The organism is Brachybacterium sp. Z12, assembly GCF_014400405.1.
Taxonomy (GTDB): domain Bacteria; phylum Actinomycetota; class Actinomycetes; order Actinomycetales; family Dermabacteraceae; genus Brachybacterium.
In genome coordinates this window covers 1,484,758-1,499,757 of the sequence record NZ_CP060496.1, presented here as the reverse complement: position 1 = coordinate 1,499,757, position 15,000 = coordinate 1,484,758, and the positions used below count along the sequence as shown (strand labels likewise).

8 protein-coding genes, 1 tRNA gene and 5 pseudogenes are annotated in these 15,000 nt (G+C 70.2%); 4 read left to right on the top strand and 10 right to left on the bottom strand.

All coding sequences use genetic code 11. The features are described 5' to 3' along the window. Positions 1–15: 15 nt before the first annotated feature. The 3 genes and pseudogenes from mfd to H3H54_RS07995 form a co-directional block, all read right to left on the bottom strand. Positions 16–3,615: pseudogene (gene mfd, locus H3H54_RS08005) on the bottom strand (transcription-repair coupling factor). Further along, positions 3,612–4,225: pseudogene (gene pth, locus H3H54_RS08000) on the bottom strand (aminoacyl-tRNA hydrolase). Before pth ends, mfd begins: the two co-directional pseudogenes overlap by 4 nt. Before the next feature lie 234 nt (positions 4,226–4,459). Continuing rightward, positions 4,460–5,065: a 50S ribosomal protein L25/general stress protein Ctc gene (locus H3H54_RS07995; RefSeq protein ID WP_262426190.1), complete on the bottom strand. Its 606-nt coding sequence runs from the start codon at positions 5,063–5,065 to the stop codon at positions 4,460–4,462. Between the two features lie 392 nt (positions 5,066–5,457). Between H3H54_RS07995 and H3H54_RS07990 the strand changes: the two genes are divergently transcribed. After that, positions 5,458–6,018, top strand: a complete 561-nt coding sequence (locus H3H54_RS07990) for a hypothetical protein (RefSeq protein WP_262426189.1) — start codon at positions 5,458–5,460, stop codon at positions 6,016–6,018. A gap of 102 nt (positions 6,019–6,120) precedes the next feature. Here the strand turns inward: H3H54_RS07990 and H3H54_RS07985 are convergent. The 3 genes and pseudogenes from H3H54_RS07985 to H3H54_RS07975 all read right to left on the bottom strand — a co-directional run bounded on the left by H3H54_RS07985 (position 6,121) and on the right by H3H54_RS07975 (position 8,738). Then, positions 6,121–7,100: pseudogene (locus H3H54_RS07985) on the bottom strand (ribose-phosphate diphosphokinase). Next, positions 7,097–8,539: pseudogene (glmU, locus tag H3H54_RS07980) on the bottom strand (bifunctional UDP-N-acetylglucosamine diphosphorylase/glucosamine-1-phosphate N-acetyltransferase GlmU). Before glmU ends, H3H54_RS07985 begins: the two co-directional pseudogenes overlap by 4 nt. Positions 8,540–8,666: 127 nt before the next feature. Then, positions 8,667–8,738, bottom strand: a tRNA-Gln gene (locus H3H54_RS07975). Positions 8,739–8,936: 198 nt separating this feature from the next. Between H3H54_RS07975 and H3H54_RS07970 the strand changes: the two genes are divergently transcribed. From H3H54_RS07970 to H3H54_RS07960, 3 genes and pseudogenes are all read left to right on the top strand, one after another. After that, a complete protein-coding gene (locus H3H54_RS07970; RefSeq protein WP_262426188.1) occupies positions 8,937–9,584 on the top strand; it encodes a TetR/AcrR family transcriptional regulator in 648 nt (215 codons plus the stop codon). A 21-nt stretch (positions 9,585–9,605) separates the two neighbouring features. After that, positions 9,606–10,142, top strand: a complete 537-nt coding sequence (locus tag H3H54_RS07965) for a MarR family winged helix-turn-helix transcriptional regulator (protein ID WP_262426187.1) — start codon at positions 9,606–9,608, stop codon at positions 10,140–10,142. A 76-nt stretch (positions 10,143–10,218) separates the two neighbouring features. Next, positions 10,219–12,029, top strand: a pseudogene (locus H3H54_RS07960) (ABC-F family ATP-binding cassette domain-containing protein). Between the two features lie 13 nt (positions 12,030–12,042). Here H3H54_RS07960 and H3H54_RS07955 read toward each other — a convergent pair. Genes H3H54_RS07955 through H3H54_RS07940 form a run of 4 tightly spaced genes read right to left on the bottom strand, consistent with a single transcriptional unit; the run spans position 12,043 to position 14,828 of the window. Further along, on the bottom strand, positions 12,043–12,531 hold the full coding sequence (locus H3H54_RS07955) for a hypothetical protein (protein WP_262426186.1): 489 nt from the start codon (positions 12,529–12,531) through the stop codon (positions 12,043–12,045). A 13-nt stretch (positions 12,532–12,544) separates the two neighbouring features. After that, the gene (locus tag H3H54_RS07950; protein WP_262426185.1) at positions 12,545–12,970 is read right to left on the bottom strand and encodes a 4-(cytidine 5'-diphospho)-2-C-methyl-D-erythritol kinase; all 426 of its coding nucleotides are present in this window, start codon (positions 12,968–12,970) and stop codon (positions 12,545–12,547) included. Continuing rightward, positions 12,967–13,857: a 16S rRNA (adenine(1518)-N(6)/adenine(1519)-N(6))-dimethyltransferase RsmA gene (gene rsmA, locus H3H54_RS07945; protein ID WP_262426184.1), complete on the bottom strand. Its 891-nt coding sequence runs from the start codon at positions 13,855–13,857 to the stop codon at positions 12,967–12,969. The genes H3H54_RS07950 and rsmA overlap by 4 nt, the downstream gene beginning before the upstream one ends. After that, a complete protein-coding gene (locus tag H3H54_RS07940; RefSeq protein ID WP_262426183.1) occupies positions 13,854–14,828 on the bottom strand; it encodes a TatD family hydrolase in 975 nt (324 codons plus the stop codon). Before H3H54_RS07940 ends, rsmA begins: the two co-directional genes overlap by 4 nt. Positions 14,829–15,000: the final 172 nt, after the last annotated feature.

Below are 15,000 nucleotides of genomic sequence, written 5' to 3'. Positions count from 1 at the left end.
CTCACGGGTGCGAGGCTACTGCGCCGACGTCCTGGACGTGATCTGCTCAGCGGCTGCGGGCACCAGCGTGCGCAGGATCTCTCGGGCCCATTCGAGCAGCTCGTGGTCGCGCAGCTCGGTGCCGCCCAGGCGCGAGGTCATCGGCCGCGGCACCAGCACCTGCCGGGTGGCGGGCTTGAGCACCGTTCCCGGGTGGAGGCGCTTCATCCTCATCGCGGCGGAGTCCGGGACCTCGAGATGCGCGAAACGGATCATCTTGCCCTGCGCCTGGACCTCGTCGACCCCCGCCGCGCGGGCATCGATCCGGAATCGGGCCACGTCCAGCAGCACCTCGACCGAGGCCGGCGGTGCGCCGTAACGGTCGGAGAGCTCGGCACGGACCTGGTCGATCTCGGACACCTCGCGCACGGCGGCAAGCTTGGAGTAGGCCTCCAGGCGCAGGCGTTCGGAGCCGATGTAGTCGTGAGGGATGTGGGCGTCCAGCGGGAGCTCCACACGGATCTCCTTCTCCGGAGCCTTGCCCTCGCCGCGGAAGGCGGCGACCGCCTCGCCGACCATCCGTACGTACAGGTCGAAGCCAACCCCGGCGATGTGGCCCGACTGCTCCCCGCCCAGCAGGTTGCCCGCACCGCGGATCTCGAGGTCCTTCATCGCCACCTTCATGCCGGCACCGAGGTCGGTGTTGGTGGCCAGGGTGGTCAGGCGATCGTGCGCGAGCTCGGTGAGCGGCTTCGTCGCGTTGTAGAGGAAGTAGGAGTAGGCGCGCTCGCTCGAGCGGCCCACGCGTCCGCGCAGCTGATGCAGCTGGGAGAGCCCGAACTTGTCGGCGTTCTCGACGATGAGGGTGTTGGCGTTGGCGATGTCCAGCCCGGTCTCGACGATGGTGGTGCACACCAGCACGTCGAACTCACGCTCCCAGAAGTCGACGATCACTCGTTCCAGCTGGTGCTCGTTCATCTTGCCGTGGGCGACCTGCACCCGCGCATCGGGCACCAGCTCGCGCAGGTGAGCGGCGACCCGGTCGATGTCCTCGACCCGGTTGTGGATGTAGAACACCTGGCCCTCGCGCAGGAGCTCACGGCGGATGGCCGCGGTGACCTGCTTGTCCTCCTGGGCGCCGACGTAGGTCAGCACGGGATGGCGCTCCTCGGGCGGGGTGGCGAGGATGGACAGCTCGCGGATCCCGGTGACGGCCATCTCCAGCGTCCGCGGGATCGGGGTGGCGGACATCGAGAGCACATCCACGTTGGTGCGCAGCGCCTTGAGCGTCTCCTTGTGCTCGACGCCGAAGCGCTGCTCCTCGTCGATGATCAGCAGGCCCAGGTCCTTGAAGCGCACGTTGCCGGTGAGCAGGCGGTGGGTGCCGATGACGATGTCGACGCTGCCGTCGGCGATCCCCTCGACAGTGGCTTTGGAATCCGCTGGGTTCTGGAACCGGGACAGGCCCCGCACGGTGACCGGGAACCCGGTGTAGCGCTCGTTGAAGGTGTCCAGGTGCTGCTGGGCGAGCAGGGTGGTCGGGGCGAGCAGCGCGACCTGCTTGCCGTCCTGCACCGCCTTGAACGCGGCGCGCACCGCGATCTCGGTCTTGCCGTAGCCCGACGTCGCCGAGGATCAGACGGTCCATCGGCACCGCCTTCTCCATGTCACTCTTGACATCGTCGATGGTGACGAGCTGGTCGGGCGTCTCGACGAACTCGAAGGAGTCCTCGAGCTCGCGCTGCCAGGGGGTGTCAGGGCCGAAGGCATGGCCGGGAGCGGACTGGCGCGCGGAGTACAGGCGCACCAGCTCGTCGGCGATCTCGCGGATCGCCTTGCGGGCCTTGGACTTGGTCTTGGCCCAGTCGGCGCCGCCCATGCGGTTGACGCTCGGATCCTCGCCGCCGACGTACTTGGTGACCTGATCGAGCTGATCGCTGGGGACGTACAGCCGGTCCCCGGCTGGCCCTTCTTCGAGGGCGCGTATTCGATGACCAGGTACTCACGGGTGGCGCGCTTGGCGCCGGTTCCCACCGTGCGGCTGGTCATCTCCACGAAGCGGCCCACTCCGTGATGCGCGTGGACCACGTGGTCCCCGGGGCGCAGCTGGAGGGGTCGACGACGTTGCGGCGACGGGAGGGCATCTTGCGCTCCGCGCCGCGGCGCGCCCCGGACTTGCCGGTGAGGTCGCGCTCGGAGGTGAGCACGAGCCGCAGCTGCTCGTCGACCAGACCCTCGACGAACGGGCCGACGGTGACCACGGCCTCGCCCGGCATGACCGGGTCCTCCAGCTCGGGGGTGTAGACGGCGGGCAGCCCCTCGGCACGGAGGTTCTCCGCGACATGGCGGGCACCGCCGGACCCCGCCATGGTGGAGATGACGGACCAGCCCTCGAGCCGCCGACGCTCGAGGTCTTTCGCGGCGTCACCGGGTTTCCCGGAGTAGCCGGGGTGGGTGGTGGAGGAGGTGGTGAGGTCGACATCGGTGTCCAGTCCGAAGGCGGCCAGGGTGAACCAGGCACGGCCACCCTCGCGTGCATGGCCCTTCGCCTCGGACAGCGGGACGAAGCTCGCCGCCCCCACGTCGATCGGCAGTCCGCCGCCGGCGGCCGCGCTGGACCAGCCGCGGCGAGGAACTCGTCGGTGGTGGCGACCAGCTCGTCGGCTCGGGCCCGTGCCTTCTCGGGGTCCAGGACGAGGAACCGGGCACCGGAGGGGAGCACGTCGGCGACCTGCTCCATCCCATCCACCAGGACAGGGCTGAGGGACTCCATCCCGTCGGCGGCGATGCCGTCGGCGATCCGCAGCAGCAGGTCCCGCACTCCGGGAAGCTCCTCCGCCCGCGCGCGGGCACGTTCGCGCACTGCCGCCGTCAGGAGGATCTCGCGGCAGGGCGGGGCGTCGAGGCCGTGGGGTGCGGGGTCCAGGGAACGCTGATCGGCGACGGAGAAGTAGCGGACGTCGTCGATCTCGTCGCCGAACAGGTCCACGCGCACCGGATGCGGCTCGGTGGGCGGGAACACGTCGAGGATGCCGCCGCGGACGGCGAACTCACCGCGCTTCTCCACCATGTCCACGCGCACGTAGGCGGCGTCCACGAGGTCGCGCTCGATGTCTTCGAGCGCGTAGGTCTCCCCACCGCGGCACGCACCGGCCGCAGCTCGCCCAGGCCCTTCGCGATCGGCTGCAGCAGGGACCGCACGGGCATCAGCAGCACGTGCACCGGGGTCTCGGTCTCGGGGTGCGCGATACGGCGCAGGGTCGCCAGGCGCTTGGCGACCGTGTCCGCACGTGGCGAGAGCCGCTCGTGCGGGAGGGTCTCCCAGGCCGGGAGCTCGGCGAGGTGCTCGGTGCCCACCATCGCGGTCAGCGCGGCGCGCAGGTCCTCGGTGGCGCGGGTGGTGGCGGTGACCACGACCAGGGGCTGCTCGGCGCTGGCGCGGCGCGCGAGATCTGCGACCAGGAACGGGAACAGGCCGGTGGCGGCGACGATGCTGCCGCCCTCTCCGCTCTCGGAGCCCTCGAGGACGAGGTCGCGGACGGCGCTGAGGTCGCGTCCGGCGGCGAGCTGGTCCAGCAGGGTCCGCAGCGGAGGGTTCGCAGTGGTGGGGGCGGGGGCGGCGGTCTGCGTGGTCATCGGACCTCTCGGGTGTGGAAGCGCTGCTGGGCGGCGGTGAGGCCCTCGAGGATGACAGCCTCGACGGCGTCGGCCGCGTCCGAGATCAGCAGGTCAAGGGTCTTGCGCTCGGTCGCGGAGAACGGTGCGAGCACGTGATCGGCGGTATCGCGGCCGCCTGAGGGGCGTCCGACACCCGCACGCACCCGGAGGTAGTCCTTGGTACCGAGCGCCTTGGTGATGTCGCGCAGCCCGTTGTGGCCGCCTTCGCCGCCGCCGATCTTGAGCCGGATCGCGTCGAAGGGGATGTCGACCTCGTCGTGGACCACGACGGTCCGCTCGGGCGGGATGTCGTAGTACGCGGCCAGTGCTCTCACCGGTCCGCCGGAGACGTTCATGTAGGTGGTGGGCTTGGCGAGGATCACGCGCTCATCCGATCCCGGAAGGCCCAGCCGCCCCTCGAGCACCACTGCCTGGGCACGACGGGCCGTCGCGAAGCGCCCCCGGCGGAGGCCGCGATGTGGTCCAGGACCATCTGCCCGATGTTGTGACGCGTCGCGGCATACTTCGGGCCGGGATTGCCGAGCCCCACCACCAGGTACGGCCCGGGTCGGCGTTCGCTCACGGTCATGGGCTGCTCCTCGCTGCTGCCTCGGCGCCGCTCGTGCTGCGGACGGCGCGGACTGGTCCCGGTCGGCGCTGCCCGCTGGCCCCGTTCTGCACGGGGCGGGACCGCAGGAGGCGGTGCGCACGACCCCGAATACCGTACCGGGGCGCCGCGCACAGCGCGACGCCCCGGTGGGTGAGGTGTGAGCAACGGAGCGAGTCGGGGCAGAGGAACTGCCCCGACCCACCCCGGAGGAGGTCACTCGTTCTCGGTGGACTCCTCAGCGGACTCCTCGGCCGACTCTGCGTCCTCGTCATCGCTCTCGTCCACGCGCGGCAGGGCGACGCTGGCGACGATCAGCTCGACGTCGGAGACCAGCTCGCTGTCCTCGGGCAGGGTGACGTCGCCGGCGAAGACCTGGAAGCCGTCCTCGGAGCCCTCGACGTCGATCTCGACCTGCTCGGGCACGTTGAGCGCATCGACCAGGAGGGTCAGGGTCTGCAGCTCGACGAAGGCCGCGGCCGGGGCGACGGGCTCACCGGTGAGGACGACCGGGATCTCGACCTCGACCTTCTCGCCCTTGCGGACGATGATCAGGTCGAGGTGGTTCAGGGAGCGCTTCAGCGGGTGACGCTGGATCTCCTTGATGAGGGCGAGGTGCTTGGTGCCGTCCGGGAGGGACAGCTCGAGCAGCGCGTTGGAGTTACGGGCCGCCAGGGCGGTGTCGTGCCCGGGCAGCGAGAGGTGGAAGGGGTCCTGACCGTGCCCGTACAGGACGGCGGGGACGCGGCTCTCGGCGCGCAGGCGGCGGGATGCGCCCTTGCCGAAGTCCTCGCGCAGTTCGACGTTCAGCTTCTCAGCCATGGGGTGTGCTCCTCGTGGAGGGGTGGCTCGACGATGAGCGACGCCACGGGGCACAGGGAGCCTGATGCTCCCGGTTCTCCGCACCGCGTCGATCACGGAGGGGCATGTGCCCGCTCCCTCGCCGAAGTGACCAGGTGACCTTAACACGCACGGGCCCTGCGCACCGCTCTCGAGTGAGGGGTGCCGCACCAGCACCCGAACGCGCACCCGGCCGCCGCCGGGCTGGCTCGCGGACCGCCGATGCGTGCATCCGGCGGGACCTACGTCCCTGCAGGTCAGAGACCCGAATTGGTGACTTTGGTCCCCGCGGGAGCGGCCGCTGCGGACCTACTCTTTTCTTGTCCCATCCACACGACCCGCACCCCCAGGTCGTCCATCGAAAGACATCTCCCGTGACTGCCACCACCGCCATCCCCGCCACCGTCCCCGCCGCGGCCGCCCGCACCGCCACCGGTGCTGAGAAGAAAGGCTGGGGCTACACCGTTCTCGGCGTCGCCCGCCTGATGGTCGGCTTCACCTTCCTGTGGGCATTCCTGGACAAGACCTTCGGATTCGGCTTCTCCACCCCCACCGAGAGCTCGTGGTTGAACGGAGGCTCGCCCACCAGCGGCTTCCTCGGCGGTTCGATCGCGAGCGGCAACCCCTTCGCCAGCATCTGGGAGTTCTTCCTCTCGATCAATCCGCTCACCGATGCGCTGTTCATGCTCGGCCTGCTGGGCGTCGGCGCAGCGCTGATGCTGGGGATCGGCACCCGGGTGGCGGCGGCGTCGGCTGCGGCGATGTACACCCTGATGTACCTCGCCGCCTTCCCGATCGCCTCGAACCCGCTCTACGACACGCACCTGCTGATGGCCGTCGCCGTCATCGCCATGGCGGGACTCGCCGCAGGTGACCACGTGGGCCTTGGAAAGCAGTGGAACGGCCTGGTCAAGGGCAACCGCTTCCTGATCTGAGCCGACCGCCCCGCGACAGCACTGAGCCCCGCCATCCCTCGAGGGACGGCGGGGCTCAGTGCTGCAGTGCCGCGCCGCGCGGGCGCCGAGCGAGGGTTCCGCTCAGACCTCGCCGTCGAACAGGCTGGTGACCGAGCCATCATCGAAGACGGCGCGGATCGCCCGGGCCAGCAGGGGTGCGATCGACAGCTGAGTGAGCCGATCGAACTGCTTCTCGGGCGGGACCGGCAGCGTGTTGGTGCACACGATCTCGCGCACGGAGCTGTTCTTCAGCCGCTCGGTGGCCGGGTCGGAGAGGATCGGATGCGTCGTGGCGATGACGACCGAGTCCGCACCGCTCGCGAGCAGCGCGTCGGCCGCCTGCACGATGGTGCCGGCGGTGTCGATCATGTCGTCGACCAGGATGCAGGTCTTCCCCTCGACATCACCGATCACACGCTTCGCGATGGCCTGATTGGGGCGGTTGATGTCGCGAGACTTGTGGATGAAGGCGAGGTTCACCCCGCCGAGCTTCTTGGCCCACTGCTCCGCGACGCGGATGCGACCGGCATCCGGGGAGACCACGGCGATGTCCTCTTCGCCGTACTTCTCCTGGATGTACTCCGCGAGGATCGGAAGCGCCATCAGGTGGTCCACCGGACGGTTGAAGTAGCCCTGCACCTGCGGGGCGTGCAGATCCACCGAGATCATGCGATCCGCGCCGGCGGTCTCGTAGAGATCCGCGACCAGGCGCGCGGAGATCGGCTCGCGTCCGCGGTGCTTCTTGTCCTGACGTGCGTAGGGAAGCTCGGCGCGATCGCGGTGATCCGCTTGGCCGACGCGCGCTTGAGCGCGTCGATCATGATCAGATGCTCCATCACCCAGGTGTTGATCGGAGCGGGGTGGGACTGCAGGATGAAGACGTCGGTGCCGCGCACGGACTCGCCGTACCGCACGTAGATCTCCCCGTTCGCGAAGTCCCAGGCGTCCATCGGCAGGACTTCGACGCCGAGCTCGGCAGCGACCTCCTGTGCGAGGACGGGATGGGCCCGTCCGGAAGCGAGGACCAGACGCTTCTCCCCAGTGGTGACGATTTCGCTCATCGCTGCTCGTGCTCCTTGTGCTCTTCGGCGGCAGTTCCTGCAGGCGTCCTGTCAGCGGCCCCTTCTTCGGTGCCGAGGGCGGCACGTGCCGCATCCCCGGCGGCGGTCCCCGCACGGCGTCGCAGGGTCCATCCTTCCACGTTCCGCTGCGAGACCGCGCTGACGCCCAGGGCGCCCGGCGGCACGTCCTTGCGGACCGTGGTCCCGGCGCCGGTCGCGGCACCGTCCCCGATGGTGACGGGGGCCACCAGGATGTTGTCGGAGCCGACGCGCACATGCTTCCCGACGACGGTGCGGTGCTTGTTCACGCCGTCGTAGTTGGCGAAGATCGTGCCGGCACCGATGTTGCTGCCCTCACCGATCTCGGCGTCACCCACGTAGCTGAGGTGCGGCACCTTCGCGCCGTCGGCGATCACGGCGTTCTTGGTCTCGACGAAGCCGCCGATCTTGCCGTGCACGCCGAGGACCGTCCCGGCGCGCAGGTAGGAGAACGGGCCCGACGTTCGCGTTCGCGCCGATCACCGCGAGCAGTGCGTGGGATCGAAGCACCTCGGCCCCGGCACCCACCTCGGTGTCCCGCAGCGTGGTGTCCGGGCCGATCACGGCCTCCTCGCCGATGTCCGTCGCCCCGTGGAGCTGCACGCCCGGGAGGATGACGGCATCCTGCGCGATGGCGACGTCGGCGTCGATCCAGGTGGTGGCGGGATCCACGATGGTGACCCCGGCGCGCATATGACGCTCCAGGGTGCGGCGATTCATCTCCGCTCCGAGCTCGGCCAGCTGCACGCGGTCGTTGACTCCCTCGACCATCATCACGTCATCGGTGACGACCGCCCGCACCGAGCGACCGTCCTCGCGTGCGATCGAGAGCACATCGGTGAGGTACATCTCGCCCTGGGCGTTGTCGGTGCCGATGCGGCCCAGCGCGTCGCGCAGCACGGCCAGGTCGAAGGCGTAGATGCCGGAGTTGATCTCGTCGATCGCGCGCTGCGTCTCGTCGGCGTCCTTGTGCTCGACGATGCCGAGCACCTCCGATCCGTCCTCGCTGCGCAGGATGCGGCCGTAGCCGGTGGGATCGGGTACGCGGGCGCTCAGCACGGTGGCCGCAGCCGCGGCCCCCTCATGCGCGGACACCAGATCACGCAGGGTGGCAGGGTCCAGCAGCGGGACGTCACCGTAGGTGACCAGCACGGTGCCCTCGGTCGCGGTGACCTGCTCGAGGCCGCACTGGACGGCGCGCCCGGTGCCAGGGATCTCGTCCTGATCGGCGACGGCGACCTCGGAGGCGTGTTCGGCCAGATGCTCGGCGACCCGCTCCCTCTCATGCCGGAGCACGACCACCAGCTCGCCGGGACTCGCCCCCTCAGCGGCGGTGACGGCATGCACGAGCAGGGACCTTCCCCGATCTCGTGAAGCACCTTCGGCTTCCGGGACTTCATTCGGGTCCCGGCACCTGCGGCCAGGACGATGACGGCGGCGGGGGCAGTGGTCTCAGCGATTCCCACGTCAGCGGCTCCTCGGGATCGACGGGTGAGCTCTGCGGCACCGCCGCAGGGGCGGTGAGCGTTCCGCCATCAGGACTCGAACCTGAAACTTCAGAACCAAAATCTGAGGTGTTGCCGATTACACCATGGCGGATCGCGTCCGGTCGGGCATGCCGTCGGGCCGGTGGTGGGGTGTCCGTTACCGGCCGCGGCGCCGCGGGCGCGGCCTGATCCTACCGTCAGAGACGGGCCCCTCGGGCCCGCTCCCGGCTCTGCGCATGGACGGCCTGTCGCCCGAGCGATCGCGCTGCCGTCGACGACCGCTCGGTGACCGGTATGGGAGACTCCGGCCATGGTGGAGAACGGGGCGCCCCGCGGTCGGTCGACCCGCATGACGGGCAAGGAACGACGCGAGCAGCTGGTCTCGGTGGGGCGGCGCCTGTTCGCCGAGAAGGGCTTCGACATGACGACCGTCGAGGAGATCGCGGCACGCGCCAAGGTCTCCAAACCGCTCGTGTACGAGCACTTCGGTGGCAAGGAGGGGCTGTACGCGGTGGTCGTGGACCGCGAGGTCTCGACGCTGCTGGGAGAGCTGGAGAGTTCGCTGCAGAACCAGCGCGCCCACCCGCGGGTGCTGATGGAGCAGGCGGCGCTGTCCTTCCTCTCCTACATCGACGAGAACGAGGACGGGTTCCGGATCCTGGTGCGGGACTCCCCGGTCAGCCATGGCGTCGGCACCTTCTCCTCATTGCTCACCGACGTCGCCGGGCGGGTCGAGGACATCCTGGCCGCCCAGCTCACGCTCCACTCCTATCCTGCGCGCGATGCGACGCTGTATGCGCAGATGCTGGTGGGGATGGTCGCGTACACCGGTCAGTGGTGGCTGGAGACGCGCGAGCCCTCGAAGGAGATCGTCGCCGCGCGCATGATCAACCTCTCCTGGTACGGGCTCAGCGCCCTGCAGAAGGAGCCCGCGCTGCGCGGCAGCACCCGCGAGTGACGGGGGACCTAGACTCGGCTCATGCCCCTTTCGACTGAGGATGCCGACGCACCGCGCCACGACGAGGTCGACCGCATCGTCGCAGGCTGGCGTCGGGCGCGCAGCGACCTCGATGTCGCGCCTCTGACCGTGTTCTCCCGCATCTCCCGCCTCTCGAGGTATCTCGAGGTCGCGCGCCGCAGCGCCTTCACCGACGCCGGGCTCGAGGGCTGGGAGTTCGACATGCTCTCCGCGCTCCGCCGCAGCGGCGAGGACGCCCTCTCCCCCGGTGCGCTCATGCACGAGACCCTGGTGACCAGCGGCACCATGACCACGCGGATCGACAAGCTCGTGGCGCGCGGCCTGGTGAGCAAGAACCGCAGCCCCCATGACGGCCGCGCGGTCGAGGTGCGGCTGCGCGCCGACGGCGTCGCCCGCGTGGACGCGGCCATGGAGCGGCTGCTGGAGGCCGAGCAGGAGCTGCTCGAGCCGCTGGCCCCCGACGGGCGATCCGCCCTGGCCGACACCCTCCGCTCACTGCTCCTGACCTTCGAATCGGACGACCCGCTCACTACGTGAGGCTCAGCGGCGCACCGGCAGCAGCCGGCGGCCGCTCATCGTTCCGTCCACCACGCACCTTGAGGAACTTCATCGCATGGCCCATCTGCTAGGCACCCAGTCCCTGCACGTCGCACTGCCCGACCGCGTGCTCCTGGACGACATCACCGTCGGCATCGACGAGGGCGACCGCATCGGGGTGGTGGGACGCAACGGCGACGGGAAGTCCACGCTCCTGAACCTGCTCGCCCGCACCCGGGAGCCGGATGAGGGCCGGGTCACCGTGCGTGGCGGGATCCGGGTCGGCGTGCTGGACCAGCAGGATGAGGCCACCGCGAGCACCACTGTGCAGCAGCGGGTGCTCGGCGACCGGCCCGAGTTCGAGTGGGCCTCCGATCCACGGATCCGCGACGTGCTCGCCGGTCTGCTCGAGGGCATCTCTCTGGACGCGCCGCTCGACGGCCTCTCCGGCGGGCAGCTGCGACGCGTCCATCTCGCGGAGCTGCTGGTGGGCGACTGGGATGTGCTGCTGCTGGATGAGCCGACAAACCACCTGGACGTCGAGGGCATCGCCTGGCTCGCGGAGCACCTGCGTCGCCGCTGGAGCCCGAAGGATGGCGGGCTCGTGGTGATCACCCACGACCGCTGGTTCCTCGACGCTGTATGTACCCGGATGTGGGAGGTCCATGACGGAGTCGTCGATCCTTTCGAGGGCGGCTACGCAGCGTACGTGCTGCAGCGGGTCGAGCGTGACCGGCAAGCGGCGACGATCGAGTCGAAGCGCCAGAACCTGATGCGCAAGGAGCTGGCCTGGCTGCGGCGCGGCGCTCCCGCCAGGACCGCGAAGCCGAAGTTCCGCATCGATGCCGCCACCGAGCTGATCGCTGAGGAGCCGCCGGTGCGCAACACCGTCGAGCTGACGCAGCTGGCCACCTCGCGGCTGGGTCGCGATGTGCTCGACATTCTCGACGTCGATGCCGGCTACGGCGACCTCACCGTGCTGCGCGACGTGACTCTCCACATCGGGCCGGCGGACCGCATCGGCGTGCTCGGACCCAACGGTGCCGGGAAGTCGACGCTGCTCGCTCTGATCACCGGGAAGCTCGAGCCGCAGTCCGGACGAGTCAAGCGCGGCAAGACCGTGACGGTCCGGGAGGTGTCCCAGCGCCTGGAGGGCCTGGAGGAGCATCTGGATTCCCGCATCAGCGATGTGGTGGCGCGCTACCGCACCACGTTCCGCGCGGGTAAGGACGAAGTCTCCCCGGGCAGCTGCTGGAGCGTCTGGGCTTCACCACCGCGCATCAGAAGGTGAAGGTGGGGGCCCTCTCCGGCGGCCAGCAGCGTCGATTGAACCTGCTGTTCACGTTGCTCGAGGAGCCCAATGTGCTGGTGCTCGACGAGCCGACGAACGACATGGACACCGACATGCTCGCGGCGATGGAGGATCTCCTGGACACGTGGCCCGGTCCCCTGATCGTGGTCTCCCACGACCGGTATCTGCTGGAGCGTGTCACCGACACCCAGTACGCGGTGCTGGACGGGGCTGTACGGCACGTGCCGGGCGGGGTCGAGCAGTACCTCGCGCTACGCGCGGAGAGCACACAGGGAGCTGGCGGATCAGAGGGAGTTCGCACTGCTGGCGCGGGCTCGGCGGCCTCGGCCTCGACAGCCCCTGCTTCATCGCTCTCGGGCGCGGACTCGCATGCGGCGCAGAAGGAGCTCGGTGCGGCCGAGCGCCGGGTGCAGAAGCTGGAGAAGCAGAAGACTTCGCTGCATGCAGAGCTCGCAGCGCATGATCAGTCCGATTTCGTGGGGCTGCAGAAGATCACCGAGCGGCTCCGAACGATCGACGCTGAGATCGAGGAGCTCGAGGAGCGGTGGTTGGAGCTGTCCGAGCTCCTCGGCTGACGGCGGCGCCCGCTCAGCTCTCCTCGAGCACGCTCGCACCCGGCGCGGAGCCCCGCGCCACCAGGCACGTCTGGACCAGGGAGTCGCGCATCAGGCCTGCGGCGATCGATCGGGCCTGCGCCTCGTCCTCGACCAGCACCGCCACCGTCGGACCGGAGCCGCTGACCAGAGCGGCCTGTGCGCCGAGGAGCTCGGCGGCCTCCACGACGGGCTCCAGTCCCGGGTGCAGCTCGAAGGCGGCGATCTGCAGATCGTTGTGGAGGGTGTCCGCGAGCAGCTCGATGTTGCCGCCGCTGAGGGCCTGGAGCTGACGCTCGTCGAGCACCGGATGTTCGGCCAGCGGCCGACCGGAGGCGAGCGAGATCTCGTCGAACCGGCGGAAGACCTCGGGGGTGGAGAGGTGTCCGCCGGGGACGGCGAGCAGCCAGGTCCACTCCCCGTGGGTGAGCACCGTGGTGAGGTCCGTGCCGTTGCCGCTGCCGAGCGCGGTGTGGCCGAGCATCGCGAAGGGGACGTCAGCTCCGAGCCGTGCGCCGAGCTCGCGCAGGCGTTCGGCGTCCAGTCCGGTCCCCCCACAGCCGGTCGAGAGCGACGAGGGTCGCTGCGGCGTCGGCCGAGCCGCCGCCCATGCCTCCCGCGATCGGCACCTGCTTGTGGACGTGGAGCGCGGCACCGAGGCGCAGATCGCACTCCTCACGCAGCAGCTCTGCCGCCCTCAGCACGAGGTTGCTGCCGTCCAGCGGGAGCTCACCGGGGACATCGGAGGTCACCTGCAGGCTGAGGTCGTCGGCGCGGGTCGCGGTGACGGTCTCGTAGAGGTCCACTGCCTGGAACACCGTGGCCAGCGAGTGGTAGCCGCGGGAGTCGACGGCGCCGACCATCAGCGAGAGGTTGATCTTGCCCGGGGCGCGCACCACCACGCGCTGCAGTGCCGAGGTCATCCGGTGATCTCCTTCTCGGCGCGGGCGATCGCACGGAACTGCTCGATCTCCAGGGTCTCGCCGCGCGCCCCGGGGTCGATGCCGGCGGCGCGCAGGATCGCCTCGGATCGCGTCGGGGAGCCCGCCCATGCGGACAGTGCGGCGCGCAGGGTCTTGCGGCGCTGGGCGAAGGCGGCGTCGATGACGGCGAACACCGCCTCGCGCTCCTCGGAGCTGCCCAGCGGCTGCTGGTGACGGATCAGCTCCACCAGAGCGGAGTCGACGTTGGGGACGGGCCAGAAGATCTGTCGCGATATCCGCCCGGCGTGCACGGCCCGCCCGTACCAGGCGGCCTTCACACTGGGCCCGCCGTAGGTGCGTGAGCCCGGCCCGGCGGTGAGTCGGTCCACCACCTCGGACTGCACCATCACCAGGGCGCTGCGGAGGGAGTCGAAGCGCTCGAGCATCGTCAGCAGGATGGGGGTTGCCACGTTGTACGGCAGGTTCGCGACCAGCGCGGTGGGCTCCCCCGCTCGCGGGAGCGCAGGCAGCTCGGTGACCTGGAGCGCGTCGTCGTGCACCAGGCGGAAGCGGTCGGCGTCGACGCCGCGGGCCTCGAGGGTGAGCGGGAGCAGCTCGGCCAGGCCCCGGTCCAGCTCGACGGCGGCCACGTCGGCCCCCGCCTCGAGGAGGCCCAGAGTCAGAGAACCCAGCCCCGGGCCGACCTCGAGGACCGCCTGGCCCGGCTCCACATGCGCCCGGCCCACGATGGTGCGCACCGTGTTGGGATCCATCACGAAGTTCTGCCCGCGCTGCTTAGAGGGCCGGATCCCGGCGGCCTCAGCCAGCTCACGGATATCGCGGGCGGTCAGCAGCAGGCCTGCGTTCGAGGAGTCCTCGGCGTTCACGCGGCCACCCCCTCGGAGAAGCGGTAGACATCCTGGGTGGTGGCCCGGATGGTGCGGCAGGCCTGCTCGAGGCCGGTGCCGGTCACCTCGGCGATGGTCTGCATGGTGTGCGGGATCAGGTAGGAGGAGTTCGGGCGGCCGCGATAGGGCACGGGGGTGAGGAAGGGCGCGTCGGTCTCGACCATGATCTGGCCCAGGCCCACCTCTGCCAGCGCCGCGCGCAGGCCGCCGGCGTTCTTGAAGGTGACGGTGCCGGCGAAGGAAAGGTACCAGCCGCGGTCCACGCAGGTGCGCGCGAAGTCGGCGTCGCCGGAGAAGCAGTGGAAGACGGTGCGTTCGGGGGCGCCGTCCGCCTCGAGCACCTCGAGCACGTCGCGGTGGGCGTCCCGGTCATGGATCTGCAGCGGCAGATCCAGCTCCTTGGCAAGCGCGATGTGTGCACGGAAGGAGTCGATCTGGGCGTTGCGGGACTTCTCGTCGTCGCGCGAGGTGCGGAACCAGTCCAGCCCCGTCTCCCCCACCACCACCATCCCGGGGCCGCGCAGCAGCTCGGACACCTCCGCGATCGCCTCGTCGAGCCCCACCAGCTCACGGCCTTGAAGATCGTGGCCGCGGGCATGGAGCGCCGCCTCGTTCGGGTGCACGGCGACCCCGCCGCGCAGGGAGGCGGGGCAGTCCTCGGAGGCGAGCAGCGCCGCGGTCCAGCGCACGGCGTCGAGGTCCGAGCCGATGGTGATCTGCGCATCGACACCGGCGGCTGCAGCGCGGGCGACGTGGTCGTGCACGCTGAACTGCTCGTCGCCGTCGGCGAAGTCGAGGTGGCAGTGGTTGTCGATCACCGGGAAGGGCAGCGGCTCCGGGGCCGGGGGCCAGGAGCGGTCGCGCTTGCTGCCGCGCGGATCGATCTCCTCGCGGTCGCGCACCGGCGGCATGGGGGCGGCGCCGGACTGGTTCTGGGGCGATGACGGCATGCAACCATGGTAGGAGGGCCGAGGAGCACACCGGACCACCCTTGAGCCTGAGGGCATGAGCGTGACCCGACCGTGCTCGAGGGGCAGGTGAACGGCGTGAGCTGCGCCGCCCCAGCCGCTCGCGGTGTGATAGCTCACGGGCCCTGGGTGAGCGGCGGAGGCTCCGATATGG

Bases quoted from the DNA above. Each gene is read 5' to 3' on its own strand.
- H3H54_RS07995 (WP_262426190.1), bottom strand. From the start codon at position 5,065: ATGGCTGAGAAGCTGAACGTCGAACTGCGCGAGGACTTCGGCAAGGGC.
- H3H54_RS07970 (WP_262426188.1), top strand. From the start codon at position 8,937: ATGGTGGAGAACGGGGCGCCCCGCGGTCGGTCGACCCGCATGACGGGC.
- H3H54_RS07965 (WP_262426187.1), top strand. From the start codon at position 9,606: ATGCCCCTTTCGACTGAGGATGCCGACGCACCGCGCCACGACGAGGTC.
- H3H54_RS07955 (WP_262426186.1), bottom strand. From the start codon at position 12,531: ATGCTCGGCCACACCGCGCTCGGCAGCGGCAACGGCACGGACCTCACC.
- H3H54_RS07950 (WP_262426185.1), bottom strand. From the start codon at position 12,970: ATGACCTCGGCACTGCAGCGCGTGGTGGTGCGCGCCCCGGGCAAGATC.
- H3H54_RS07940 (WP_262426183.1), bottom strand. From the start codon at position 14,828: ATGCCGTCATCGCCCCAGAACCAGTCCGGCGCCGCCCCCATGCCGCCG.